We start from the raw sequence: 23,562 nt of genomic DNA on the forward strand, positions 1-23,562 counted from the left end.
CAGCCCGCCGTCCGGCCCCCTTCCACTTGTCCGTTTTCCGCACGCGTGACGGGGTATCCGGCCGCGGAGGGAAGGAGAACCCCATGTCTTCCGCTGAACCTCGGTCTTCCGCTGAACCTCGGTCTTCCGCTGGATCCCGGTCGTCCGCCGAAACCCGTTCCCGGCCCGGAGCTTCCTGGCTCCGGCCGGTCGTGGCCGTCCTCGGGCTGCTCTACCTCGCGCTCGGGATCGCCGGGTTCCTGACCCCGGAAACCGCCGCGGTCGGCCACGAAACCAGCCGCGCCGTCGGGATCTTCAGCGTGACCCCGCTGCTCAACCTGGTCCACACGGCGGTCGGGGTGCTCGGGCTGCTGGCCGCGACGCGGCGCACCGGCTCGATCATCTACTGCTGGGTGCTGTTCGTCGGCTTCACCGGGATGACCGCGTACGGCATCCTCGCCACCGCGATGGTCAACCCCGAGGACCCGATCAACCTGAACTGGGCGGACAACTGGCTGCACGGGCTGACCGCGGTCGCCGGGCTGGTGCTCGGCATCGCCGGGGCGCGGGCGGTCAACCGGTCCGCCGCGCGCACCCGGTGATCTCGGTCGTTTTCGCGAGGGCAGCGGGTAGCCGGGAAGGACACCGCGTGAAGGAGGTTCCATGCACCGCGAAAGCGACCGGCATTCGCCCCGGGAGGACGACGCGCTGAAGGCCGAGCTGCGCGGGACCCTGCAGGGCAACGGCCCGTCCCGCGCCGAGGAGTGGCGAGAGCCCGAGCTCCCGGCCGACGACGAATCGGACGTCCCGCCGTTGGGCGGCGGCGCATGACCACGGGCGAAGCGGCGGCGGTGGGTGAACCCGCCGTCGTCGTGCACCACCGGCTCCACGCGGACTTCGCGGCCGGGTTCCCCGGGCTGCGCCGGCTCCTGGGTCCGCGTGCCGGGCTGGAATTGGACGTCACCGGCCTGCGCGTCCGGTTCGGGCCGTGGCTGGTCGAGACCCCGCTGAGCAACCTCGCCGGGGCCGAGGCCACCGGCCCGTACCGCGCTCTTCGCGTCTTCGGCGTCCGGCTTTCCCTGGCCGATCGCGGCCTGACCTTCGGGACGACGACGCGGGGTGGCGTCTGCCTCCGGTTCCGGGAACCCGTCCGGGGCATCGCCCCGTGGGGGCTGATCCGCCACCCGGGACTGACGGTGACGGTGTCCGAACCGGAACTGGTCGCCGAAGCCGTCAACCGGATCGTGGCGGCGTCGTGACGGCGGCGCGCATCCTGGCCGTGACGGTCGACTGCCGTCAGCCGGACCTGCTGGCGGAATTCTGGGCAGCGGCGCTCGGCAACGGGAAAATCCGGACGTGGACCGACTCGCACGGCCTGACCTACCGCCAGCTCGAGTTCGACGACGGACCAGCGGTGCTGTTCCAGCCGGTGCCCGAGGAGAAGGCCGTCAAGAACCGGCTGCACCTCGACCTGGCGCCGGTGGCCGGCGATCAGCGGGCGGAGGTCGAACGGCTGGTGATGCTCGGGGCGAAGGTCCTCGACGACCCGGACGACGACCCGTGGATCGTGCTCGCCGATCCGGAGGGCAACGAGTTCTGCGTGCTGCCCGCCCGCTGACCCCGGTGGCTCAGGGTTGACCGACGGTGTCGCCGGCGTAGGCGGCCAAGCGCTCGTCGAAGCCGTCGGCGGTACCCGGTCTCCGGAAGTCCGGGGGATCCGGACGGCCGGGGTACTTCTCGCCGTAGAGGCCGGCCACGAACTCCACGACGGCTTCGGGCGGGGGCAGGACGTCTTCACCCAGATAGGCGAGCACGATGACCTCGTCGCCGGCCGCCGACTCGACCGCCACGGCCCAGCCGTCGCGTTCGTCCCACAGCAGTGCCGTCTCGTGACCCGGGAACCGCGCGAGCCGCCGCTCCAGCGCCACATACGCGCCGGCAGGCACGTCCACCTCGCAGAACCAGGCGGGTGCGTCCAGCTTGGCCGCGACGGCCAGCAGGTACTGCCGCAGCCCGCGCGCCGCGGCGCCGAGCCCGTCCCGTTCGCTCATCCGCTCCCGCCTCTTCGGTCGGTGCCCCCATCGGGTGATACCCCGTCACCCACGCGGTCAACCCGGCCCACCCCGGGTGGAGCAGGACGTCACCGCGTGTCCTCTGTGGAACCCGCGGTGTCACCGGATGAGCAGGTCGAGGACGTCGTCGTCGCCGAGCTGGCGGAAATCGGCGTACCACTGGCCGACCGCGCGGAAATCCGGCGGTTCGGCAACGCAGACGACGTCGTCGGCTTCACGCAGCATCCGCGCGGCCGCGCCGGGTGCGGCGACGGGCGCCGCGAAGACGAGCGTCCGCGGGTGGGCGGCGCGGACGTCACGCAGCGCAGCCGTCGCGGTGACGCCGGTCGCGAGCCCGTCGTCGACGAGCAGCACGTCACGGCCGGTGAGCGCGGCGGGCGCCCGGCCGGCGCGGTAGCGCTCGAGCCGGCGGCGGGCCTCGGCCCGTTCCCGGTTCTCGGCCCGGGCCAGCCCCGCGGCGGTCAGCCCCAGCGCGCGCAGGCCGGTTTCGTCGTAGATCGCCGGGCCGTCCGGGGTGACCGCGCCGACGCCGTACTCGCGGTGGCCGGGAGCGCCGATCTTGCGGGCGACCGCGACGTCCAGTTCGGCGCCGAGCCGTCGCGCGACGACGGCCGCCACCGGCACCCCGCCGCGGGCGAGCCCGAGCACGACCGGGTCGGCCCAGGCCCGGCGCCGCAGTTCGCCCGCGAGCCGCCGTCCGCCGTCCTCCCGGTCGGCGAAGATCCGCGGACGAGCCGGCCACGCGGGCATCAGGTCACGGGCGCCATTCGTCGCGCCAGTCGGGGTGGGCTTCGTACACCGAGGCGATCAGCTTGACGGACGCGTCGTCGTGGGCGTCGCGGATCTCGCGGCGCAGGAACTCGGCCTTTTCGGCGAAGGGCACCGGGTGCCGGTCCTCCATCGCCTCGACCGGCCCGCCGGCCAGCAGCAGCCCGTCGCCGTCGTCGGCGTACATGATCCGCAGCCGTCCGCGCCGTTCGGCCTCGTCGATCAGCGGCAGGTTCCCCGCCCGGACGCGCTCTTCGTCCTCCGCGAGCCGGGCGAGCACGAATTCGTCGAGCTTCGCGGTCGTGGTGTCGTCGAGATTCGTCATGGGCCCGGGATACCCGCCCGGCGGCGGCCTCAAGCGTCCGCACGGCTCAGGTGTCTGGCCACCGCGAACCCGGTGCCGAGCAGCACGGCACCCCCGGTGATCCACGGCCACAGCGGCACCGGGCCGTCCTCGCCCGGGCGCGCCGCCGCCGCGGCGGCCGGCACCGCGGCGTCTCCCCCGCCCGCCGCGGTGAGCCGGAACGGGATGGTGCCGGAGACCGGGTGGCCGTCGGCGGAGGTGACGCGGTACCGGATGGTGTAGGCCCCCGCCGGGCCGAGGGGGCGCAGCGGCGCGGAGACCCGGGTGTCCACAACGGACACCGGGCCGGCCTCCCAGTGCGAGGCGCCGTCCGGTCCGAGCACCGTCAGTTCGGTGAACCGGTTCTCCACCGGCTCGTTGAACTCGAGCACGGCTTCGGCCGGGGTCACGGCGAGTGCCGCGTCGGCGGACGGGGAACTGGACACCAGGACGCTGTGGGCGGCCGCCGCGGGCGCGCCGAGCACTGCCGCCGCACCGATTGCCGCCAGCACGGCGGCCATCCGGACGGCGAAAGAGCAGCGGGAAGTCATGTTTTCTCGCCTTCTCGGGAATTCGAGCGACGATCCGAACGTAGCGAGCACATTCGGCGCCGCGGCGGAAGGCCGTGAAACGGCTGTGTTAAGCAATTCTCACCGCCGCGGCGGATCGCCGTCTCCCAACCGGGCAAAACGGGCCACTACTCCGGTAGTCCGCGCCTCCGGCCACCCGAACGGCGCAGCGAACCCGGCTTTCGGCGCAGCTTCTCACCGCCGCGCGCCGTCAGCGGGACACTCGACTTTACCTGTCCTTCACGTGGAGATCACCCCGCGAAACGTGGCGGCTGCTTTATTGCTCCCACATCCCGTTCTTTCCCCGCCGCTCCGGAGTTTCCGGCGCAGCTCTTTCCGGGAAGCGCATTCCCGTTCTCTGGAGGCCAAAACCGTGCGAGGACCCGCCCTGCGCCGTGACCACGTCATCGCCGCGAGCCTGGCCGGCGCGGTCGTGGTCGTCGTCGGCTACGCGTCCGGCATCGGCCTGCGCCCCGGCACCGCGGCGGCGACTCCGCCCGTGGTGGCGGACGGCGGGCACCCCGCCACCCCGCACCCCCCCGGCGCGCAGCCGCCACCGGCCGGCCGGCTGCCCACCGGCGGCCCGGCGTCGCCGCTGCCCGCCGTTCCGGTCGGCGACCTGCCGTCGGTTCCGATGCCGCCGATGCCCGGCGACACCGGCGTGGTGGTGCCGGTCCCGGATCCGGGTTCCCCCGGCGCCGGCACGCCGCCTCCGCCGTCCCCGCCCGGATCGGCGCCACCGGTCCCGCCGCCACCCGGCACCGCCGTGCCCGCGTGCCAACCCGGTGTGCCGCAACAGGTTCTGGACACCGTCGGCGGGCTGCCGCTGCTCGGCGCCGTCACCGCCGGGCTCGGGGTGACCGGGCCGTCCGGGGTCGGCGCGCTCGTCCTCGGCTACTGCCTCACGCCCGACGGCGGACTGGAACCCGCGATGGTGCCCGCACCGGCCCCGACCGTCCCCAGTGGACAGTGAGCCGTGGAACCCGTCAAGGCGTGGTACGTGCTCGCGCGGACCGTCGACTACGCCGGTCTCACGCTGTTCGCCGGTGGGCTGCTGTTCCTGGCCGCGCTCTGGCCCGCCGGCGCCGGCCACCGCGGTGCCCGCTCGGTGCTGGTCACCGGCTGGGTCCTCGGCCTGCTCGGCACGCTCGCCGGCCTGGGCCTGCAGGCGGCGTGGGCCGCGCAGCGCCCACCCGGCGACTTCCTGGCCTGGGACCTGCTCGGCCAGGCACTGGACAGCCAGTTCGGGCGGATCTGGTTCGCCAGGGCGCTGCTCTGGCTGCTCGGCGGGGTGGTGCTGGCCTGGCTGCTGCAACGCGGCCGGGACGCGGCCACGGCGTTGCCCTGGCGGGTCGGCGCCGGAGCCATCCTCGTCGGGCTGCTCCGCACGACCGGGCTCACCGGCCACGCGGTGGAGAGCACCCGGCCGTGGTTGACGCAGCTCGCGGACTTCGCGCACCTCGCGGGGGCTTCGGCCTGGATCGGCGGGCTGGCCGTGCTGCTGTTCGGCGTCCTGGCCCGCCGTGACCCCGAAGAGCTCGCCTCGGTGATCCCCCGCTATTCGAAGCTGGCGATGACGTCGGTCGCCGTGGTGGTCGTCGCGGGCGTGGTGCTCGCGTGGCAGACCGTCGGCAGCGTCAGCCGGGTGTTCGGCACGACCTACGGGCAGACGCTGCTGGTCAAGCTGGGCGTGCTCGCCGTCGTGCTGCTGGCCGCGCAGGCCAGCCGTCGCTGGGTGGGCCGCCGCCTCGACTTCGCCGTCGTCCTGCGCGGGGACGCCGGCACCGTCCGCCCCTTCGTCCATTCCGTCGCCGCCGAGACCACGCTCGTGCTCGTGGTCCTCCTCGCGGCGAGCTTCCTCGTCACGGCCAGTCCCGGCCGCTGATCGCCCTGCGAAAAAAGGAGTCCTCGATGGACAACCCCACCCCCACCGCCCCCGAGCAACCGGAGGTGGTGCGGCGACGGCGGAACTGGCCGGTCGCCGTGGCGATCCTCGCACTGGCGGCGGCGTTGTTCAGCCTCGCCACGCTGCGCGGCGGCCAGGCCGAGCAGGCCGCGCCGAGCCAGTCGACGAACGTCGACCTGGCCGCCTTGGCCCAGCAGGGTCCCCTGGCCGTCCCGCTGTACCAGGGGCTCGCCCAGGAACAGGCCGGCGGGGCCGCCCCGGCGGCCGCGTCCGCCGCCAAGCCGGTCGAGGCCATGGGTTACAAGTTCTCGCCCGCCGACCTGACGATCGCCGTCGGGGACACGGTGACGTGGACCAACCACGACACCGCGCCGCACAACATCGTCATCACCGACGGGCCGGAGAAGTTCACCTCGCCGACCCTGCAGACCGGCCAGACCTTCAGCCACACCTTCACCAAGGCGGGCAAGTACTCGTACTACTGCTCGATCCACCCGACATGAAGGCGACCGTCACCGTGACCGGCGCGGCCCCGACCGGTGCCCCGCCGACCTCGGCCCCGACGTCCGCCCCCACCTCGGCCCCGAGCCACACGATGCCCGCGCCGTCCACCCCGGCCGGCGGCAGATCCTGCGTGCCGAAGGCGGTCCTGCAGCCGATCCTCGACCACATCAAGAGCGCGCACCTCGAGACCTCACCCGGCCAGCAGGTGCAGGACATCCTCAACCTCGACCAGTACATCAAGACCCACACGGTGTGGCTGGAAACGGTGCTCGCCCCGGCGTTCGACGGATCGGGCAGCCAGGTCGTCACCGACACGCTCGCGCCGATCATCGCGCACATCAAGAGCGCGCACCTGGAGACGTCGCTGGGGCAGCAGGTGACCGACCTGCTGAACCTCGACCAGTACATCAAGACGCACACGGTGTGGCTCGAGACCGTGCTCACGCCGTTGCTCAACCAGGCGAGCTGCTGACCCCGCGGGTGGCCCGGTCCGCCGGGCCACCCGCTCCCTTCCCCGGAGGCCACCGCCCCATGCCCGACACCGCTTTGCTGCCCGCCACGACCGGCTACACCCTGCGCCGCGATCGCTGCGTCATCGAGATTTCCCCGCGCCCGCCGGTGATCCGCGGCCGCCTGACCGCGACCGGCGGGCACTGGACACCCGGCTCCACGTTGTCGGTCACCCTCGATCCCGGCTCGCTGCGGACTCCGATCCCGTTCCTCGGCCGGGTGTTCCGCGGCGGCGAACTGAGTTTCACCGCCGCCGAGGTCGAAGAAGACCCGTTCGTCGTCGAAGGCAGCGTGGCCGGGCGAGCCGTGCGCCTGCGCGGCGACGTCCGGCACCGGGACTCCCGCAGTGTCGTCGTGTGGGCGGCCGGGTTCGTCCTCCCGCCCCGCCGGAAACCGGCGCACGCGGGGCGGCTCGTCCGGCTGCCGGCCCGGCGGCGGCTGCGCGTCGAGATCGCGATCGAGTTCGTCCGATGAGGCGCGCCGCCCTGGCCGTCGCCGGCCTGCTGGTGTTCCTGAACCTGCCGTTCGCCGGCCCGGCCGCCGCGGCGACGCAGCAGGTGATGGTGCAGGGCTACGCCTACTCCCCCGCCACGCTGACCGTGCGCGTCGGCGACACGGTCACGTGGATGCAGCACGACGAGGCCCCGCACGACGTCGTCACGACGAGCGCGCCGGTCGCGTTCCGCGGCCCGCAGCTGTCGGCCGGGCAGAGCTGGAGCTACACGTTCCGGCAGCCGGGCACCTACCAGTACTACTGCTCGGTGCACCCCGACATGCGGGCCTCGGTGACGGTGCTGCCCGCGCCCACGACGGCGCCCCCGAAACCGGCGAGCACGGCGCCCAAGACCACGCCGCCGCGGACCACCGGCACCGGCACGACGGCTGCCGCGGTGCCGGTGACCACGCCGCCGGCCACCACGCCGCCGGCCACGGCCGCACCCGCCGCGCCCGCCGGCGAGCCGCGGCCCGCGGTTCGGCAGCAGGCGACCTCGGCCGCGCCGTCGACCCTGGACCCGATGCTGCTGGTCGCCGGGCTCGTCACCGGGATCGCGGTGCTGTGCCTGCTCCTGCTGAGCTCGCGGCGGGCGTGAATTCCTGTCCGGAACCTGTCCGGAAAAGGACTGGACCAATAATATCGGCTCGCCACAATGGAAGCATCGCCCTTCAGCGCGGAAGGTGACCGATGCACTTCCTTGTTGCCCTGCTGACCGCCGTCCTGGCGGCCACCCCGGCCGCGGCTCCGGCCGCCGCCCCGATCTGTGCCAAGTACTGCGATGCCCGGGACCCGGCGCTGTCCCCCGGCGATCGCGAAGGCGTCGCCGTGACCACCGGGGCTCGCCGGATCTCCCTGCACCTCGACGACGGCGACGACATGGGGTGGGCGGCGATCACCGGGGGCGCGGCCGGCGACCACGTCTGGCTGGACCGCTCGTTCGACGCCGGGCGCACCTGGGCGTCGGGCAGCAAACTCGGCGACACCGCCACGCCGCCGGGCGCGACCGGCTGGCGGACGCTGATGTACAACGCCGACGACTGGGCGAACAAGGGCGTCGGCCTGCTGCGCGCCTGCGGGCAGCCCGTGGGGTCGGGCACGATCGCCTGCACCGGCTGGGCCCGCCCGACGTGGAACGCCTGGGACCGGCGCACCGCGGCCGCCACGGCGCTGATGGAGCGGTACAACCTCGGCACCGGCCTCTTCGACACGACCGGGTGGTGGAACTCGGCCAACGCGCTCACCGCGATCATCGGCAACATCCGGGTCAGCGGCATGGGCAGCTACCGCTACGCGATCGACACGACGTACACGAAGAACCTGTCGGCACAGGGCGGCAGCTTCCGCAACGACTACCTCGACGACACGGCGTGGTGGGGCCTGGCGTGGGTGGACGCCTACGACCTGACCGGCGACAGCCGCTACCTGAACACCGCCCGCGCCGACGCCGACCACATGCACGCCCACTGGGACGGCGTCTGCGGCGGCGGGGTCTGGTGGAACACTTCGCGGACGACGAAGAACGCCATCCCGAACTCGCTGTACGTCCAGCTGAACGCGGCCCTGCACAACCGCATCCCGGGCGACACGGCGTACTTGGCGAGGGCGCGCGCGGGGTGGACGTGGTTCTCGGGCAGCGGCGTGATCAACGGCGCCAACCTCGTGAACGACGGCCTGAACATGTCGACCTGCACCAACAACGGCCAGCCGGTCTGGACGTACAACCAGGGCGTGCCCTTGGCGGCGCTGACCGAGCTGTACCGCGCCACCGGCGACGCGGGCCTGCTGACGAAGGCGCGGGCGATGGCGAACGCGTCGACGACGAACGCGGCGTTGAACCCGGGCGGCATCCTCCGCGACCCGGGCGAGACGGCCGGCGGCGGCGGTGCCGACGGCCCGACGTTCAAGGGCGTGTACGTCCGGGACCTGGCGGTGCTGAACGCGGCCCTGCCGGACCACCCGTACACGGCCTACCTGCAGCGGCAGGCGAACTCGGCGTACGCGAACGACCGCACCAGCGCGGACGCGTACGGACTGCTGTGGGCGGGCCCGCTCGACCAGTCCGACGCGGCCCGCCAGCAGAGCGCACTGGACCTGATGAACGCGGCCCCGTGACGGAAGCCGGAACCCGCGTGATCAGAGCCGGATCTCGCGTGATCGGAGCCGGAACCGGCGAGTTCCGGCTTCAATCACGCCAGTCACGGGCCCGATCACGCGAGTTCCGGGCTCAATCACCGCTCAGAGGGTCTTCTCCAGGCGGCCGGCCAGGAGCTTGATGAACCGCGACGGGTCGGCCAGTTCGCCGCCCTCCGCCAGCAGTGCCATGCCGTAGAGCAGCTCCGCCGTCTCGGCCAGGCCCTCGTCGTCCGGTCGGGAGGCGTGCGCCTCGCGCAGCCCGGTCACCAGTGCGTGCTCCGGGTTGAGTTCGAGGATCCGCTTGATCGGCGGCAGCTCCTGCCCCATCGCGCGGTACATCTTCTCCAGCGTCGGGGTCAGGTCGTGCGTGTCGCCGACGATGCAGGCCGGCGACGTCGTCAGCCGCGACGAGAGGCGGACCTCCTTGACGGTCTCGCCCAGCGCCGTCCCCATCCACGTCAGCAGGGTCTCGAAGTCCTTGTTCTGCTGCTCGCGGGCGACCTCGGTGGCCTTCTTGTCCTCTTCCGACTCCAGGTCGACCTGGCCCTTGGCGATCGACTGGAACTGTTTGCCGTCGAAGCCCGGCACCGAGTCGACCCACATCTCGTCGATCGGGTCGGTCAGCACCAGCACCTCGAACCCCTTGGCGCGGAACGCCTCCATGTGCGGCGAGTTCTCGATCGCCGACCGTGATTCGCCGGTCATGTAGTAGATGTGCTGCTGGCCGTCCTTCATCCGCTCGACGTACTCGCGCAGCGAGGTCGGCTTCTCGGCGTCGTGCGTCGAGGCGAACGAGGAGATCTCGAGGATGGCTTCGCGGTTCTCGAAGTCGTCGAGCAGGCCCTCCTTGACCGCCCGGCCGAACTCGCGCCAGAACGTCGCGTACTTCTCGGCGTCGGCGGTCATCATCGTCTTGACCGTCGAGAGGACCTTCTTCACCAGGCGGCGGCGGATCAGCTGGATCTGCCGGTCCTGCTGCAGGATCTCCCGCGAGACGTTCAGCGAGAGGTCCTGCGCGTCGACGACGCCCTTGACGAACCGCAGGTACTCGGGGACGAGCGACTCGCAGTCGTCCATGATGAAGACGCGCTTGACGTAGAGCTGCACGCCGCGCTTGCGCTCCCGCAGGAACAGGTCCATCGGCGCGTGCGAGGGCAGGAACAGCAGCGCCTGGTACTCGAACGTCCCCTCGGCCTGCAGCCGGATCGTCTCCAGGGGGTCCTGCCAGTCGTGGCTGACGTGCTTGTAGAACTCGTGGTACTCGTCCTCGGTGACCTCGCTCGACGACCGCGCCCACAGCGCCTTCATCGAGTTGACGGTCTCGACCTCGGCGTCCTCGCCGTCGCCCGTCATCCGGATGGGCCAGGTGATGAAGTCGGAGTACCGCTTCACGATCTCGCGGATCTTCGCCGCGGACGTGTAGTCGTAGAGGTGGTCCTCGGTGTCCTCGGGCTTGAGGTGGAGGGTCACCGCGGTGCCCTGGGGCGCGTCTTCGACCGGCTGGATCGTGTAGGTGCCTTCGCCGGTCGATTCCCAGCGGACGCCCTCGGCCGTGCCCGCGCGGCGGGTCACCAGGGTGACCTTGTCCGCGACCATGAAGCTCGCGTAGAACCCGACGCCGAACTGCCCGATCAGGTCCTGCGACGCCGCCGCGTCCTTCGCCTCCTTCAGCTTGGTCAGGAAGTCCGCGGTGCCGGACTTGGCGATCGTCCCGATCAGGGCGACGACCTCCTCGCGGGTCATGCCGATGCCGTTGTCGCGCACCGTCAGGGTCCGCGCGGCGGGATCGGTCTCGATCGCGATGTGCAGGTCGGCGGTGTCCGCCTCGAGGTCCTTGTCGCGGTAGGACTCCAGCCGCAGCTTGTCGAGGGCGTCGGAGGCGTTGGACACGAGTTCCCGCAGGAAGGTGTCCTTGTTCGAATAGATCGAATGGATCATCAGCTGGAGCAGCTGACGCGCTTCCGACTGGAACTCCAGCGTCTCGATCGGGGCAGTCACTTCCGTTCCTTTCCGCATGTCAAAGCCGAGGTGAGTCGATCCTATCCGGCGGTTGTTCCGCCACGCATCCGCTGTGGTGAAACGCGATTGACGCAGGTCACACCGCTCGGCGACGATGCTCCGCACCAGCCGGAAAGCCGCTCGCCGGGCGGTTTTCCACCAACGAAAAGGAGTGCACTGTGAAGGTACTCGTCCTGAACGCCGGCTACGAGCCGCTGCAGACCGTTTCGGTCCCGCACGCGATCCGCATGCTCGTGCGCCACGTCGCCGAGATCCACGAGGCCGAGGAGGGCCTCGCCTACGGGCTGTTCCCGCGCCCGAAGATCGTGCGGTTGCTGCGGTACGTCGTCATGAAATGGCGATATACGCAGCCGCCGCGCTGGTCCCGGCGCGGCGTGCTGGTCCGTGACGGCTACCGCTGCGCCTACTGCGGGCAGCGCGCCACCACGATCGACCACGTGACGCCGCTGAGCCGCGGCGGCGCCCGGACCGAGTGGCTCAACACGGTCGCCGCGTGCGGCGGCACGGCCCGCAGCTGCAACGCCCGCAAGGCGGACAAGCTGCCGGGCGAGGCCGGGATGAAGCTGCGCTTCACGCCGTACGTCCCGGCGTGGGACCAGCTGCACCGGCCCGGCGCGTGAGCGCGGCCTGTCCGTCGGCACACCGGCGGGCAGGCCGTTAAGCTCGAACCGATCGCCACCCGCATCCGTGTGTTCCGGGGAAGGCCGGGGAGGTCGCCGTGACCGACGCAGGAGAGCTGATCGCCGGGCGCTACCGGCTGGCCGAACGGATCGGCCAGGGATCGATGGGCGTCGTCTGGCGCGCCCGCGACGAGCGCCTCGACCGGGTCGTCGCGGTCAAGCAGCTGGACTACGACGCGGCCATCGGGCAGGCCGCGAGCGACCAGGCGAGCCTGCGTGCGCTGCGCGAAGCGCGGCTGACCGCGCGCCTGCGGCACCCGCACGCGATCACGGTCCACGACGTCGTCGAGGCGGACGGCGGGCCCTACCTGGTGATGGAGTACCTGCCGTCGCGCAGCCTGGCGGAGATCCTGCTCGACCGGGAGACCCTGCCCGCCGAGGAGGTGGCGCGCATCGGCGTGCAGGTGGCGTCGGCGCTGGCCGCCGCGCACGCCGAAGGTGTCGTGCACCGGGACGTCACCCCCGGCAACGTCCTGCTCGGGGAGTCCGGCGTCGCCAAGATCGCCGACTTCGGCATCTCGCGGGCCACCGGCGAAGGCACCGTGACCGGCGGCGGGTTCATCGCCGGCACACCGGCCTACCTGGCACCCGAAGTCGCCGGCGGCCGGGAAGCCGGCTTCCCGGCCGACGTCTTTTCCCTCGGGGCGACGCTGTACCGCGCGCTGGAGGGCACGCCCCCGTTCGGCAACGACGACAACGCCATCACGCTGCTGCTGCGCATCGCGAAGGAGGAGATCGTCCCGCCGCGGCACCGCGGGCCGCTCGCCGAGGTGCTGACCCGCATGCTGCACCGGGACCCCGAAGCACGCCCGTCGATGGCGGAGGTCCAGGAGCTGCTCGAAGCGGTCACCGGCGGCCGTCCGCTGCCGCCGCCCCGCCCGCGGCCCCGGGCCGGCACCAGGCTCCTGCGCGTCCGCCGTCCGCGGCGACGGCTCGTCCTGGCCGCGGCCGCCGGCGTGGTGCTGCTCGCCCTCGGCGTGGTGATCGGCACGGCGCTCGTCCCGGACGGCACCACGACCGTCGCCGCACCGATCTCGTCGGGTCCACCGGTTCCGTCGGCCCCGACGACCTCGAGCCCGGCGCCGACGACACCGGCCGACCTGGGCTGCGCCGCCCGCTACGAGGTGACGAACTCGTGGCCCGGCGGCTACCAGGTCCAGGTGACGGTGCGCAACGACCGGGCCGCGGACCTGTCCGGCTGGAGCGTGCGCTGGCAGCTGCCCGCCGGTCACCGCATCAGCGGCTTGTGGAACGGCACCTTCTCCGTCGATGGTTCGACGGTGACGGTCGAAAACGCCGCGTGGAACGCGAAGCTCGGCGCGGACGCGACGACGACGTTCGGCCTGACCGCACTGACGCAGAACGGAAGTGACGACGCCCGCCCGGCGCTCACCTGCCGGACGCTGTGACCACCGGGAGGCGACCGTGAGTACCGCACGCGTGGACGCAAGGCGCAGATCGCTGCGTTTCGACGGGCGAACCGTCACTCTCCGGATCGATACGAAGACCATGGGCATCGTCCCCGACCGGGCGGACCACAAGTTCCCGGTCGCGGAGATCACCGGGATCCGGCACCGCCCGGCGACCACGTGGAAACGCGGTCAGATCGTCTTCGAGAAGGCGGAAGCCCCCACGGAGGTCGTCACCAACGTGCCGCTCTTCGCCGACAAGCTGCCCGGCAACGTCTTCGAGTACGAGTACCCGAAACTCGCCAAGGTCAAGGAGTTTCTGGAAGCCGTCGAGCAGGCGAGGAAGAAGTAGGGCGTTGGGCCGATCAGGGTAATTCGCGGAAGTTCGGGATCCGGGCTCAACTCCTCCGGCGGCTGGCTCGTCGGTAGTGGTGATCGATCACCACACGGAGGTGCCAGTGCGAAGAACATTTTCGGTGCTCGCGGTCCTGCTCGCCGGTTCGGCGGGCGTGGCCGCGATCGCCCCGCCGGCCGCGGTGGCCGCGGTGCCACCGCCGACCGTCACGCTCGTCACCGGGGACCGGGTGACCGTCCGGACCGCCCCGGACGGCCGGGACACGTTCGAGGTGCAGCCGGCCGCGGACAAGGGCATGGCGCGGGCGCTGGTGCACCTGCGGCTCGGCGGCCGGGACTACGAGGTGCCCGGCACCGCGCTGCCCTACCTCGGGCGCGGCCTCGACCTGAGCCTGTTCGACGTCAAGGCGCTGCTGGCGGGCGCCAAGGCACCGGTGGACACCGCGACGTTCGGTGCGGCACTGGCGAAGCAGTTCAAAGAGGACAGTGCACGCGGCCGGTTCGGCGACCGGGGGCTGTTCGCCGGCGGCGTCCGGTACGCCCTCCCGGGCGCGCCGGAGCGGCAGGTGGCCCGCCCGCGGTCGGTGATGCGGACGGTGTCGGTCGACGCCACCGACATCGCGGGCAAGCCCGCCGACACCGGCATCGCGTTCCTCTACAACACCGATGACGGCAACGCCCTCGCCGCGGACGAGAACTTCAACTACTTCTTCGGCGGCACGGCCAAGTTCAGCGTGCCGGACGGCAACTACAGCGCGCTCGGCGTGTTCTGGACGACCGACGCCGACGGCAACCCGACCGAGCTGCGGTTCAGTGCGCAGCCGGAGTTCGCGGTGAAGGCGGACGCAGGAGTCCGCGTCGACGCGAAACGGGCGTCCAGCAAGCTGACCTGGGTGACGCCGCGCCCGGCGTTGCTCGACGACACCGGCTTCCTGTTCCGCCGGGCCGCCAAGACCGGGCCGGCGCTGCTCGTCGACTTCGACGCCGGGCCCGGCGTGCCGATCTCGGTGTCGCCGACGAGTGTCCCGGTGCGCACCGGGGCGTTGCAGACCTATCCGTACAGCAGGCTGGTGTCCCCGCCCGGGCCGGGCACGCCGTACGAATACGTGCTGCAGAAGGCGAGCACCGGGGTGATTCCGCAGCAGCGGTACGTGATCACGGCGAAGGACGTCGCCGCGGTGGACGCCACGTACTTCAGCGAGTACTCCTCGCTCGGCCTGCGCCAGCGCAGCGGGATGTTCTCGTTCGAGGACGTCAGCGGCCGGCCGTCGCACCCGATCCAGCTGCCCCGCAAGCAGACCGAGTACGTCTCGGCGTCGCCGGACCTGGGGTGGTTCGGCGGGTTCTCGAAGTACGTGCTGCCGGGACCGTTCCCCGGCTGGGCCGGCGGCCAGCGCGAGGCGATGCACACCTACCAGGGCGGCACGTCGGTCACCGAGGACTGGAACCGCTTCCCGCTGCACCCGGCGGGCGAGGTGGCGCTGCTGCCGCTGACCGACGGCCGCGCGTACACGCTGCCGGGCGCGACGCGGGCCGGCGACGTGGTGCGGGTCGCGATCACGCCGTTCAGCGACAACCAGCCCGGTCACACCGGCTTCGGCTTCTACGGCGAGCCGCGGGACACCATCACCGGGTCCTACCGGTTCACCCAGGACGGCACGACCCTGGCCGAAGGCACCCCGCAGGGTGCCACCGCGGTCGGCTTCGCGCAGGAGGTCGCGCCGGGCCCGTCGACGCTGGGCCTCACGATCGACGCCGGGCGCACCGGGCCGATGTACCGGCAGAGCACCGCGACCCACACCGAGTGGACGTGGCCGTCGCGGCACGTCGAAGGCGTGACCCTGCCGCCGACGCTGTACTGCGGCGGCCGCGGCGCGGACGGGCCGGACCGGGAGTGCGCGGTCGAACCACTGCTGACGCTGGGGTACGCGGTCGGCGGGCTGCGGCCGGACGGGTCCACCGCGTCCGGTCCGCAGGGCCTGGACCTCACGGTGGGGCACCTGCAGCAGAGCGCCGGTTCCCCGGTGACCGCCGCGACCGTGCAGTACTCGACCGACGGCACGACCTGGCAGGACGCGACCGTCACCGCCCGCGGCAACGGCGTCTTCCACGCGGACTTCGCCGTGACGACGGAGGCGTTCCGCGGCACGGACGTCTCCCTGCGGGTCACCGCGGCCGACGCCGCCGGGGCGACGATCGCCGAGACGATCACCGCCGCCTACCACGTCTACGCGTCATGAGGGGAATGTCCACAGTGAACAGAAGATGGCTGGGCGTGCTGGCGGCCGCGGTGGCGGCCGTCGGCCTGGTCACCCCGGTGGCAAGCGCGGCACCGGCGCCGCGGGCGGCGTGCCCCGAACGGCCGGGCGTGCTGCACTGCCTCACCACCTACACGCCGGGCGCGGCGCGCGCCTTCGGTCCGGCCGGCTGGGGTGCCGACGACCTGGCGTCGGCCTATGCGTTACCCGCCTCGGCGGGGCCGGACGCCGTCGTCGCCATCTCGATCGCCTTCGACGCCCCGAACCTGGAGGCCGACCTGGCGGCGTACCGGGCGGAGTACGGCCTGCCGCCGTGCACGACGGCGAACGGCTGCTTCCGCAAGGTCAACCAGCAGGGCGCGGCGGCGCCGCTGCCGTCGGTGAACTTCGGCTGGGCCCTGGAGTCCACATTGGACGTCTCGATGGTGTCGGCGGCGTGCCCGTCGTGCCGGATCCTGGTCGTGGAGGGCAACTCGCCCGGGTTCGCCGACCTGGCGGAGACGGTGGACACGGCGGTGCGGCTGGGCGCGAAGGTGGTGTCGAACAGCTACGGCGCCCGTGAAGGCGGCGCAGCGCTGGCGTACGCGAGCCACTACCGGCACCCGGGCGTGACGGTGGTCGCTTCCTCCGGCGACAGCGGCTTCACGGCGGCGAGCTACCCGGCGGTCCTGGCCTCGACGATCGCGGTCGGCGGGACGTCGCTGGCCCGCGATCCGGACTCCCCGCGCGGCTGGGCCGAGTGGGCCTGGACCTACGGCGGCAGCGGCTGTTCGGCGTACATCGCGAAGCCGAAGTGGCAGCAGGACACCCACTGCGGCAAGCGAACGGTCGCGGACGTGTCGGCGGCGGCCGAGGACCTCGCGATCCACTTCGCGGAGGCCGGCGGCTGGCTCCCGGTCAGCGGTACGAGTGCGTCGGCCCCGTTCGTCGCGGGCCTGATCGGCCGTTCGGGGCACGCCGGGGTCACCCAGCCGGCGGGCCTGTACGCGAACGCGGGCTCGTTCACCGACGTCACCACGGGCCACAACGACCCGGCGGGCGGCGGCCAGAAGTGCGGCGGGGACTACCTGTGCGTCGCGGGCCCGGGCTATGACGCCCCGACGGGTGTCGGGGTGCCGAACGGCCTGGCGGGCTTCTGATCGCATGACGTGAACGACTCTTTCCCGACGTCGGACGTCGGGAAAGAGTCGTCCACGTCAGTTCGGACCGGTCACGCCCGGGCGGCACAGTCCGCGCTCGTAGGCCAGCAGCCCCGCGCCCGTCCGGTGCGCGCACCCCAGCTTCCGCACCACCTTCGCCACCTGCTCCCGCACCACCGGCTCCGGCAGCTCCAGCCGCGCGGCGATCTCGGCGTTCGTCAGCGCCGCGCCCACCGCCGCGAGCACCTCGGTCTCCCGGGCCGTCAGGCGGTCCACCGCCGCCAGCCGTTCGTCACGCGGGCCGGACAACCGGGTCGCCGCCGACACCCACCGGCGGGCGGCGTCCGGGGACAGCACCACGTGACCGTCGGCGGCCAGGCGGACCACCTTGATCAGGTCCCGGCGGCGGGCCGACCGCAGCACGAACCCCGCGGCGCCGTCGCGCAGCGCGCGCAGGATGCCCGCGTCCGAGTCGAACGTCGCCAGCGCCACCACCGCCGGACGGCGGGTCAGCGCGTCCGGCCAGTTCAGGCGCAGGTCGAGCAGCAGCACGTCCGGCAGCCGCCGTCGAAGGGTCACCCGCGCGGCCGTCGCGTCGGGCGCCGCACCGACGAGCTCGATGCCGTCCGCCTCGTCGAGGATCGTGCTCAGGCGGGCTCGCACCGCCGGGTCGCGCTCGGCCACCAGGACGCGAACCGGCAACGGTGCGAGCACCGCGTCAGTCCCGGGGTCGCAGGCGGATCAGCGGCAGGTCGGTTTTCGACGCCCCGACCAGGTCCCGGCCGCCGGGGCCGCGCAGCCGCACCTCGCGGAACCGCACCGACGAAAGCTGCGCGGCTTCGATCGGGTAGACGTCGCCGTAGCGCTTGATCTTGTCCACCAGCTCCTTGCCGAGCAGTTCGACGAGACCGGCGTGCCGGGTCGCGCCGCCGCCCAGTGGCACGTCCAGCTGCTTGCGGACCTCGGGGAACCGCTGGTCGAGCTCGACGGCCAGCTGGTGGATCGTGACGTAGGCCCGGCCGAACTCCGCGGCTTCGGGACCAGGCGGGATCTCCTGCAGCACCTTGATGAGCTTGTCGTCCATCCCGAGCTTGTCCCACAACGTCACGTCTTTTCCTCCGCTCACGACCGCCGTTGGTCTACCAGAGGACCGGCACGCGGTCCACTCCCCCGGTGACACGGTTGGTCCGGACCTGGAGTTCATCGACGCCGACGGCCAGGCGCAACCCCGGGAACCGCCGGAACAGCGACCCGAACACCACGCGCAGATCGGTGCGGGCCAGGCTGGCACCGATGCAGAACCAGCCACCGTGGGCGAAGGCGACGTGCGCGTTCGGCTTGCGCCCGGGATCGAACGTCCCGGCGGCGGGGAACACGGTTTCGTCCCGGTTGGCCGCGGCGATCGACAGCACGACCGCGTCCCCGCGGGCGATCGTCACGCCACCGAGTTCGACGTCGTCGTGCGCGTACCGCAGGACGCCGAGCCCGCTCGGGGCGGACAGCCGCAGGATCTCCTCGACGACGCCGTGCACGCGCCCTTCGGGATCGGCGGCCAGCGCGTCCCGGCGGGCGAGATCGGTGAGCAGGTAGAGCACGCCGAGGTCGATCCGGTTGGACGTCGTCTCGTGGCCGGCGAACAGCAGGCCGGCGGCGAGCCGGGCGAGGTCGTCGTCGCCGAACGACGGGTCCCCGGCCTGCGCGCGCACCATGTCCGAGACGACGTCCTGGCCGGGAGCACGCCGCTTGGCCGCGGCGAGCCGGCTCATGTAGGCGGTGAACTCGTCGAGCGCGGCGGCCGCGCCGTCGCCGATGTCCATCCGCCCCATCCGGTCCGACAGCACCCGGAAGGTCTCGCGGTCCTCGTACGGGACGCCGAGGAGCTCGCAGATCACCAGCACCGGCAGCGGGAACGAGAGGTGCTCGTGCAGGTCGACCGGGCCGTCACCCTCGCGAGCGCGTTCCATGGCGTCGAAACAGCCGTCGGCGAATTCCCGGACGTGCCCGACGAGCCGCCGGATCCGGTTGGCGGAGAAGGCGGGCACGAGCATGCGCCGCATCCGCGCGTGTTCGACGTGCTCGGTTTCGTGGTCACCTTGCGGACGGCTGAGGATCGCGGCGTCCGAAAGCGCCGACGCCTCTTCCGGCGCCGGGTGCGAGCGCCCGAACCGCGGATCGGTGAACGCGGCGCGCACCTGCTCGAACCCGGTGACCAGCCAGGCGGGATCCCCGGCCGGGGTGGTGACGGCCACGACCGGGCCCTGCCGGCGCAGCACTTCGAAGAGCGGGGCGATTTCCAGGACGTTCGGCCGTTCGAACGGCAGGCGCGGCGTCTCCGCGGTGGCGGTCATGGGTTCTCCTCCCGGGTGCGCGGCCGATCGGCGCGGACACGGGCGGGCCGGTCACCGGCCGCTCCCCGGTCCCCCCGGGAACCACGGTACTCACGAACGCAGGCCCCTGTGTGCACGTCGTCACGGACGGTGGATCGGCGTGGGTGTCCCGGATCGGTTCCGGCGGTTCGGCGTCGCCCGGCCGGGGTAACCCACCCGCGCTCAACCTTCGGGGCCGTTCACCCGTACTGATCCTTGGCAAGACCTTCGACGAGGGGGCGATGGATGCGCAGGACCGGGGTGGTGACCCTGCTGGGGACGGTGCTGGTCACGGCGGCCTGCTCGGCGCCGCGCACGACGACGCCGAGCCCGATCGCCGAGCCGGTGCCGCTGACCACGGCTCCGGTGCCGACCACCAAGACCGCCACTCCCCCGCCGGCGCCGCCGTGCGCCGTGACGACCGGTGCCTGTGTGAGCCTGACGCAGCGGCTGGCCTGGCTGCTGCGGGACGGCCGGGTGGTCCGCGGCCCGGTCCCGGCCGGGTTCGGGTCGCCCGATCAGGCGACGCCCGCCGGGTCGTTCCACGTCGTGTGGAAGGACCGCGAGCACCGCAGCAGCGAGTACGGCACCGACATGCCCAATTCGGTGTTCTTCGCCGCCGGCGGCATCGCCTTCCACGCCGGACCGCTCGACGCGCCCTCGCACGGCTGCGTCCACCTGAACGACGCCGATTCGGCGGCGTTCTTCGACGGGCTGAACGTCGGCGACAAGGTGCAGGTCTTGTAGGCTGCCACCCTGTTGGACACTCCCACCGTCGTTTCCCGGCTGCGCGCCGCGGGTTGCGTGTTCGCCGAAGACGAGGCCGATCTCCTCGTCGCCGCGGCCACGACCCCCGCGGAGCTCGACGCGCTCGTGGAGCGCCGCGTCGCCGGGCTGCCGCTGGAACACCTGCTGGGCTGGGCGGAGTTCCACGGCCTGCGCGTCGCCGTGCGGCCCGGGGTGTTCGTGCCGCGGCACCGCACCGGGTTCCTCGTCGACGTGGCCGTCTCACTCGCCCCGCCGGACCCGGTGGTGCTCGACCTGTGCTGCGGTTCCGGGGCGCTGGGTGCCGCGTTCGCCGCCGCGCTCCCGCCGCGTGAGCTGCACGCCGCCGACGTCGAACCCGCCGCGGTCGGGTGCGCCCGGCTGAACCTGCCGGACGCCCACGTCCACCAGGGCGATCTCTACGACGCGCTGCCGTCGTCCCTGCGCGGCCGGGTCGACGTCCTCCTGGCGAACGTGCCGTACGTCCCTTCGGCCGCCGTCGCGACGATGCCGCCGGAAGCTCGCCTGCACGAGCCGCTGGTGGCGCTCGACGGTGGCGCGGACGGCCTCGACCTCGCCCGGCGCGTCGCCGCGGGTGCGCCGGGCTGGCTCGCTCCGGGCGGGACCCTGCTGATCGAATCGAGCGAGCGGCAGGCGCCGGTGCTGGCGGAAATCCTTGCCGCGGCGGGATTGTCGCCGCGGGTGCACTCCTGCGACGAGCTGGGCGCGACCGTGGTGACCGGTACCGCGGAACCGTGATCTCACGTTCCGCCGCTCCCGGACGTCTACCAGGTGTGATCGCGAAACCGTTCGAGCAAGTCGTGGCCGAGCACGGGCCGATGGTCCTCCGGGTCTGCCGGGCCGTGCTCGGGCAGGCCGACGCCGAAGACGCCTGGTCGGAAACCTTCCTGGCGGCGTTGAAGGCGTACCCGGAGCTGCCCGCCGACGCGAACGTGCAGGCGTGGCTCGTGACGATCGCGCACCGCAAGGCCGTCGACGTCACCCGCGCGCAGGCCCGCCGTCCGGTGCCGGTCGGGGAGGTCCCGGACCGGCCCGGCCGCGCGGACGCGTGGAGCGGCGACCTGTGGGACGCGCTGGCGAGATTGCCCGGCAAGCAACGCCTCGCCGTCGCCTACCACTACCTGGCCGGGCTGCCGTACCGCGAAATCGCCGAGATCACCGGAGGCACCGCCGACGCCGCCCGCCGGGCCGCCGCCGACGGCGTCAAGACGCTGCGGGCGAGCTATCCCCTGGAAGGAGCGCACTCATGACGGACGTGTTCCGGTTCTTCACGGACGAGATCCTGCTCGACTCGAGGGTGATGCACGAGCGGCTCGTCGCCGACGCTTCCCGCCAGGGCCTGCTGGACGTCGCCTACCACACGGTCGACTCCCCGGTCGGGTCGCTGCTGCTGGCCGCGACCGAGCAGGGCCTGGTGAAGGTGGCCTTCGACCGCCAGGACCACGACGCCGTGCTGGCCGAACTGGCGGCGCTCATCAGCCCGCGGATCCTCCGGGCCCCGGCCCGCCTCGATCCGGTGGCCCGGCAGCTCGACGAGTACTTCACCGGCGAGCGGCACGGCTTCGACGTCCCGCTGGACCTCCGGCTGGCGCGGGGCTTCCGCCGGGCGGTGCTGGACCACCTGCCCGAGATCGCCTACGGCCACACGGAAAGCTACGCGCAGGTCGCGGCCGCCGCCGGCAGCCCGAAGGCGGTTCGAGCGGTCGGCACCGCGTGCGCGCTCAACCCGGTGCCGGTGGTGGTGCCCTGCCACCGGGTCGTCCGGTCCGACGGGTCGTACGGCCAGTACGCCGGCGGGGAGGACGCCAAACGGGTCCTGTTGACGATGGAGGCGGCCTGATGTTCCCGTCAAGCCGAGGTAACCGTGTTGGCCCGGTAGCCGGCTCGGAAGGGCCGGCGGGGCGCAGAATCGCGCGGAGGTCGCGGACGCGACGCCGTGCGAGCGCGATGAACCAGCCCGGGCACGTGCACCAGGCGGATCCCGGCATCAGTCAGCATCGCGGTCAGCTGGCCGTCCCCGTCCCGCCTGCACACCCCGATCATTCCGGACGACCGGGGGCGCACCTGAAAGGCAGGACGGCATGACGAGTTTCGAGGAGCGCGTCGCCGCGGCGGACTGGGTGGCGGTGGCCGCCGAGGTCGACGACTACGGCTGTGCGCTCCTGCCGCGGCTGCTCACCCCGGCCGAGTGCGCGCGGCTGGTCGCGCTGTGGGACGAGCCCTCGCGCTTCCGGGCGACGGTGAACCTGCGCCGTCACCGCTTCGGGGACAACGGCGACTACCGCTACTTCGCCTCGCCGTTCCCGGAACCGGTGCACCGGCTGCGGCAGGCGCTCTACCCGCGGCTGCTGCCGATCGCCCAGGACTGGTGGGCCCGCCTCGGGCGCCCGGCCGACTGGCCGTCCACTTTGGACGAGTGGCTGGCGGAGTGCCACGCCGCGGGCCAGCAGCGGCCGACGCCGATCCTGCTGCGGTACGAGCCGGGCGGCTGGAACGCGCTGCACCGCGATCTCTACGGCGACAAGGTGTTCCCGCTGCAGGTGGTGATCAACCTCAACGACCCGGGAACCGACCACACCGGCGGCGAGTTCCTGCTGGTGGAGCAGCGGCCACGCGCCCAGTCCCGCGGCACGGCAACGCTCATCCCGCAGGGCCACGGCCTGGTGTTCACCACCCGCGACAGGCCGGTCCGCTCGGCCCGCGGCTGGTCGGCGGCCCCGGTGCGCCACGGCGTTTCGGCGGTCCGTTCGGGCCGCCGTCACACGCTCGGCCTCGTGTTCCACGACGCGGCATGACGCCCCCCGAACTCGAGGCGCTGCTGCGCCTGCTCGGCGGGGCCCGGCACATCGTGATCGGCACCGATTCGTCCTCCCGCGCGGACGGCGACCAGATCGCCGCGGCCTGGGGCGGCCTGGTGCTGGCCACGGTGACCTGGCCCGAAACGGCGGCGTCGTGGCTGCGCCAGGCGCGTCGCTTCGCGGCACCGGAGCCGGACGCATGGGTGGTCTGCGCAACCCCCGCGGGCTGGGCGGGAATGTGCCGGCGCCTGCAGCTGTCGACGTCCTGGAGTCCACATCGGACCGTCGCGACCGCGGCGCTGGCGGGCTTCCCGCTCTCCGGCCTGCGCGGCGCCCGCGCCGACGGCACCACGTGGGAAAGCTGACGGAGCACGCAGTACTGGATTCCCCGTTCGGCCCCTGACGTGGTCGCCGACCGCGACGTACGGCGCCTTGCGCACTCCTTCAGGGCGTTGGCCCCGCGAGGCCGGCGC

Annotated in this window: 28 protein-coding genes and 1 pseudogene; 21 read left to right on the top strand and 8 right to left on the bottom strand. The window is 72.7% G+C overall.

Annotation, left to right across the window (positions count from 1 at the left end; translation table 11 throughout):
- Positions 1–191 precede the first annotated feature (191 nt).
- The 4 genes from ACLJQE_RS10280 to ACLJQE_RS10295 all read left to right on the top strand — a co-directional run bounded on the left by ACLJQE_RS10280 (position 192) and on the right by ACLJQE_RS10295 (position 1,597).
- Positions 192–581: a DUF4383 domain-containing protein gene (locus ACLJQE_RS10280; RefSeq protein ID WP_410638907.1), complete on the top strand. Its 390-nt coding sequence runs from the start codon at positions 192–194 to the stop codon at positions 579–581.
- A gap of 61 nt (positions 582–642) precedes the next feature.
- Positions 643–810 (top strand): hypothetical protein, encoded by a 168-nt coding sequence (locus tag ACLJQE_RS10285; protein ID WP_167344369.1) that lies wholly within the window; start codon positions 643–645, stop codon positions 808–810.
- On the top strand, positions 807–1,238 hold the full coding sequence (locus tag ACLJQE_RS10290; protein ID WP_410638908.1) for a hypothetical protein: 432 nt from the start codon (positions 807–809) through the stop codon (positions 1,236–1,238). The genes ACLJQE_RS10285 and ACLJQE_RS10290 overlap by 4 nt, the downstream gene beginning before the upstream one ends.
- Positions 1,235–1,597, top strand: coding sequence for a VOC family protein (locus tag ACLJQE_RS10295; RefSeq protein WP_410638909.1), 363 nt, complete (start codon positions 1,235–1,237; stop codon positions 1,595–1,597). The genes ACLJQE_RS10290 and ACLJQE_RS10295 overlap by 4 nt, the downstream gene beginning before the upstream one ends.
- 10 nt (positions 1,598–1,607) lie before the next feature.
- Here the strand turns inward: ACLJQE_RS10295 and ACLJQE_RS10300 are convergent, their stop codons facing one another.
- The 4 genes from ACLJQE_RS10300 to ACLJQE_RS10315 form a co-directional block, all read right to left on the bottom strand.
- Positions 1,608–2,030: a DUF6292 family protein gene (locus ACLJQE_RS10300; protein ID WP_410638910.1), complete on the bottom strand. Its 423-nt coding sequence runs from the start codon at positions 2,028–2,030 to the stop codon at positions 1,608–1,610.
- Between the two features lie 120 nt (positions 2,031–2,150).
- On the bottom strand, positions 2,151–2,801 hold the full coding sequence (locus tag ACLJQE_RS10305) for a phosphoribosyltransferase (RefSeq protein WP_410638911.1): 651 nt from the start codon (positions 2,799–2,801) through the stop codon (positions 2,151–2,153).
- 4 nt (positions 2,802–2,805) lie between these two features.
- On the bottom strand, positions 2,806–3,144 hold the full coding sequence (locus ACLJQE_RS10310) for a hypothetical protein (protein WP_410638912.1): 339 nt from the start codon (positions 3,142–3,144) through the stop codon (positions 2,806–2,808).
- A 29-nt stretch (positions 3,145–3,173) separates the two neighbouring features.
- Positions 3,174–3,713: a copper resistance CopC family protein gene (locus tag ACLJQE_RS10315; RefSeq protein WP_410638913.1), complete on the bottom strand. Its 540-nt coding sequence runs from the start codon at positions 3,711–3,713 to the stop codon at positions 3,174–3,176.
- Between the two features lie 391 nt (positions 3,714–4,104).
- Between ACLJQE_RS10315 and ACLJQE_RS10320 the strand changes: the two genes are divergently transcribed.
- From ACLJQE_RS10320 to ACLJQE_RS10345, 6 genes and pseudogenes are all read left to right on the top strand, one after another.
- On the top strand, positions 4,105–4,704 hold the full coding sequence (locus tag ACLJQE_RS10320) for a hypothetical protein (RefSeq protein WP_410638914.1): 600 nt from the start codon (positions 4,105–4,107) through the stop codon (positions 4,702–4,704).
- 3 nt (positions 4,705–4,707) lie between these two features.
- Positions 4,708–5,616, top strand: a complete 909-nt coding sequence (locus tag ACLJQE_RS10325) for a copper resistance D family protein (protein ID WP_410638915.1) — start codon at positions 4,708–4,710, stop codon at positions 5,614–5,616.
- A 26-nt stretch (positions 5,617–5,642) separates the two neighbouring features.
- Positions 5,643–6,613: pseudogene (locus tag ACLJQE_RS10330) on the top strand (plastocyanin/azurin family copper-binding protein).
- A gap of 59 nt (positions 6,614–6,672) precedes the next feature.
- Positions 6,673–7,125 carry a hypothetical protein gene (locus ACLJQE_RS10335; RefSeq protein WP_410638916.1) on the top strand — a complete coding sequence of 151 codons (453 nt, stop codon included), beginning with the start codon at positions 6,673–6,675 and terminating at the stop codon, positions 7,123–7,125.
- On the top strand, positions 7,122–7,742 hold the full coding sequence (locus tag ACLJQE_RS10340) for a cupredoxin family copper-binding protein (RefSeq protein ID WP_410638917.1): 621 nt from the start codon (positions 7,122–7,124) through the stop codon (positions 7,740–7,742). Before ACLJQE_RS10335 ends, ACLJQE_RS10340 begins: the two co-directional genes overlap by 4 nt.
- Before the next feature lie 92 nt (positions 7,743–7,834).
- A complete protein-coding gene (locus ACLJQE_RS10345) occupies positions 7,835–9,259 on the top strand; it encodes a glycoside hydrolase family 76 protein (RefSeq protein ID WP_410638918.1) in 1,425 nt (474 codons plus the stop codon).
- 123 nt (positions 9,260–9,382) lie between these two features.
- On the opposite strand, the gene htpG is transcribed toward ACLJQE_RS10345, so the two are convergent.
- The gene (gene htpG / locus ACLJQE_RS10350) at positions 9,383–11,278 is read right to left on the bottom strand and encodes a molecular chaperone HtpG (protein WP_410638919.1); all 1,896 of its coding nucleotides are present in this window, start codon (positions 11,276–11,278) and stop codon (positions 9,383–9,385) included.
- A gap of 179 nt (positions 11,279–11,457) precedes the next feature.
- Here htpG and ACLJQE_RS10355 point away from each other — a divergent pair, with 179 nt between their 5' ends.
- The 5 genes from ACLJQE_RS10355 to ACLJQE_RS10375 all read left to right on the top strand — a co-directional run bounded on the left by ACLJQE_RS10355 (position 11,458) and on the right by ACLJQE_RS10375 (position 17,139).
- Entirely contained in the window at positions 11,458–11,919 is a 462-nt protein-coding gene (locus tag ACLJQE_RS10355; RefSeq protein WP_410638920.1) for an HNH endonuclease, read from the top strand.
- Positions 11,920–12,017: 98 nt separating this feature from the next.
- Positions 12,018–13,388: a protein kinase domain-containing protein gene (locus ACLJQE_RS10360; protein ID WP_410638921.1), complete on the top strand. Its 1,371-nt coding sequence runs from the start codon at positions 12,018–12,020 to the stop codon at positions 13,386–13,388.
- Between the two features lie 100 nt (positions 13,389–13,488).
- A complete protein-coding gene (locus ACLJQE_RS10365; RefSeq protein ID WP_410638922.1) occupies positions 13,489–13,740 on the top strand; it encodes a hypothetical protein in 252 nt (83 codons plus the stop codon).
- Positions 13,741–13,846: 106 nt separating this feature from the next.
- Entirely contained in the window at positions 13,847–15,982 is a 2,136-nt protein-coding gene (locus ACLJQE_RS10370) for a hypothetical protein (protein WP_410638923.1), read from the top strand.
- Positions 15,983–15,987: 5 nt separating this feature from the next.
- Complete coding sequence (locus ACLJQE_RS10375) at positions 15,988–17,139, top strand: S8 family serine peptidase (RefSeq protein WP_410638924.1); 1,152 nt, start codon at positions 15,988–15,990, stop codon at positions 17,137–17,139.
- A gap of 57 nt (positions 17,140–17,196) precedes the next feature.
- Here the strand turns inward: ACLJQE_RS10375 and ACLJQE_RS10380 are convergent, their stop codons facing one another.
- Genes ACLJQE_RS10380 through ACLJQE_RS10390 form a run of 3 tightly spaced genes read right to left on the bottom strand, consistent with a single transcriptional unit; the run spans position 17,197 to position 19,487 of the window.
- Complete coding sequence (locus ACLJQE_RS10380) at positions 17,197–17,853, bottom strand: LuxR C-terminal-related transcriptional regulator (protein WP_410638925.1); 657 nt, start codon at positions 17,851–17,853, stop codon at positions 17,197–17,199.
- A 4-nt stretch (positions 17,854–17,857) separates the two neighbouring features.
- Positions 17,858–18,247 (bottom strand): hypothetical protein, encoded by a 390-nt coding sequence (locus ACLJQE_RS10385; protein WP_410638926.1) that lies wholly within the window; start codon positions 18,245–18,247, stop codon positions 17,858–17,860.
- Positions 18,248–18,278: 31 nt separating this feature from the next.
- On the bottom strand, positions 18,279–19,487 hold the full coding sequence (locus ACLJQE_RS10390) for a cytochrome P450 (RefSeq protein ID WP_410638927.1): 1,209 nt from the start codon (positions 19,485–19,487) through the stop codon (positions 18,279–18,281).
- Between the two features lie 264 nt (positions 19,488–19,751).
- On the opposite strand from ACLJQE_RS10390, the gene ACLJQE_RS10395 reads away from it, so the two are divergent.
- The 6 genes from ACLJQE_RS10395 (at position 19,752) to ACLJQE_RS10420 (ending at position 23,454) form a co-directional block, all read left to right on the top strand.
- Entirely contained in the window at positions 19,752–20,252 is a 501-nt protein-coding gene (locus ACLJQE_RS10395; protein ID WP_410638928.1) for a L,D-transpeptidase, read from the top strand.
- 12 nt (positions 20,253–20,264) lie between these two features.
- Positions 20,265–21,029, top strand: coding sequence for a putative protein N(5)-glutamine methyltransferase (locus ACLJQE_RS10400; protein ID WP_410638929.1), 765 nt, complete (start codon positions 20,265–20,267; stop codon positions 21,027–21,029).
- A 35-nt stretch (positions 21,030–21,064) separates the two neighbouring features.
- Positions 21,065–21,541: an RNA polymerase sigma factor gene (locus ACLJQE_RS10405; RefSeq protein ID WP_410638930.1), complete on the top strand. Its 477-nt coding sequence runs from the start codon at positions 21,065–21,067 to the stop codon at positions 21,539–21,541.
- Entirely contained in the window at positions 21,538–22,131 is a 594-nt protein-coding gene (locus tag ACLJQE_RS10410; protein ID WP_410638931.1) for a methylated-DNA--[protein]-cysteine S-methyltransferase, read from the top strand. Before ACLJQE_RS10405 ends, ACLJQE_RS10410 begins: the two co-directional genes overlap by 4 nt.
- Before the next feature lie 241 nt (positions 22,132–22,372).
- Positions 22,373–23,086, top strand: coding sequence for a 2OG-Fe(II) oxygenase (locus ACLJQE_RS10415; RefSeq protein ID WP_410638932.1), 714 nt, complete (start codon positions 22,373–22,375; stop codon positions 23,084–23,086).
- The gene (locus ACLJQE_RS10420; protein WP_410638933.1) at positions 23,083–23,454 is read left to right on the top strand and encodes a hypothetical protein; all 372 of its coding nucleotides are present in this window, start codon (positions 23,083–23,085) and stop codon (positions 23,452–23,454) included. The genes ACLJQE_RS10415 and ACLJQE_RS10420 overlap by 4 nt, the downstream gene beginning before the upstream one ends.
- Positions 23,455–23,562: the final 108 nt, after the last annotated feature.

Origin of the sequence: Amycolatopsis sp. lyj-346, from assembly GCF_046548975.1 — a bacterium.
In the GTDB taxonomy this organism is placed as follows: domain Bacteria; phylum Actinomycetota; class Actinomycetes; order Mycobacteriales; family Pseudonocardiaceae; genus Amycolatopsis.

Excerpts from the sequence above, each read along its gene's own strand:
- ACLJQE_RS10420 (WP_410638933.1), top strand. The coding sequence starts at position 23,083 with ATGACGCCCCCCGAACTCGAGGCGCTGCTGCGCCTGCTCGGCGGGGCC.
- ACLJQE_RS10285 (WP_167344369.1), top strand. The coding sequence starts at position 643 with ATGCACCGCGAAAGCGACCGGCATTCGCCCCGGGAGGACGACGCGCTG.
- ACLJQE_RS10365 (WP_410638922.1), top strand. The coding sequence starts at position 13,489 with ATGGGCATCGTCCCCGACCGGGCGGACCACAAGTTCCCGGTCGCGGAG.
- ACLJQE_RS10375 (WP_410638924.1), top strand. The coding sequence starts at position 15,988 with ATGTCCACAGTGAACAGAAGATGGCTGGGCGTGCTGGCGGCCGCGGTG.
- ACLJQE_RS10340 (WP_410638917.1), top strand. The coding sequence starts at position 7,122 with ATGAGGCGCGCCGCCCTGGCCGTCGCCGGCCTGCTGGTGTTCCTGAAC.
- ACLJQE_RS10415 (WP_410638932.1), top strand. The coding sequence starts at position 22,373 with ATGACGAGTTTCGAGGAGCGCGTCGCCGCGGCGGACTGGGTGGCGGTG.
- ACLJQE_RS10410 (WP_410638931.1), top strand. The coding sequence starts at position 21,538 with ATGACGGACGTGTTCCGGTTCTTCACGGACGAGATCCTGCTCGACTCG.
- ACLJQE_RS10390 (WP_410638927.1), bottom strand. The coding sequence starts at position 19,487 with ATGACCGCCACCGCGGAGACGCCGCGCCTGCCGTTCGAACGGCCGAAC.
- ACLJQE_RS10315 (WP_410638913.1), bottom strand. The coding sequence starts at position 3,713 with ATGACTTCCCGCTGCTCTTTCGCCGTCCGGATGGCCGCCGTGCTGGCG.
- ACLJQE_RS10290 (WP_410638908.1), top strand. The coding sequence starts at position 807 with ATGACCACGGGCGAAGCGGCGGCGGTGGGTGAACCCGCCGTCGTCGTG.
- ACLJQE_RS10395 (WP_410638928.1), top strand. The coding sequence starts at position 19,752 with ATGCGCAGGACCGGGGTGGTGACCCTGCTGGGGACGGTGCTGGTCACG.
- ACLJQE_RS10305 (WP_410638911.1), bottom strand. The coding sequence starts at position 2,801 with ATGCCCGCGTGGCCGGCTCGTCCGCGGATCTTCGCCGACCGGGAGGAC.
- ACLJQE_RS10345 (WP_410638918.1), top strand. The coding sequence starts at position 7,835 with ATGCACTTCCTTGTTGCCCTGCTGACCGCCGTCCTGGCGGCCACCCCG.
- ACLJQE_RS10310 (WP_410638912.1), bottom strand. The coding sequence starts at position 3,144 with ATGACGAATCTCGACGACACCACGACCGCGAAGCTCGACGAATTCGTG.
- ACLJQE_RS10300 (WP_410638910.1), bottom strand. The coding sequence starts at position 2,030 with ATGAGCGAACGGGACGGGCTCGGCGCCGCGGCGCGCGGGCTGCGGCAG.
- ACLJQE_RS10335 (WP_410638916.1), top strand. The coding sequence starts at position 6,673 with ATGCCCGACACCGCTTTGCTGCCCGCCACGACCGGCTACACCCTGCGC.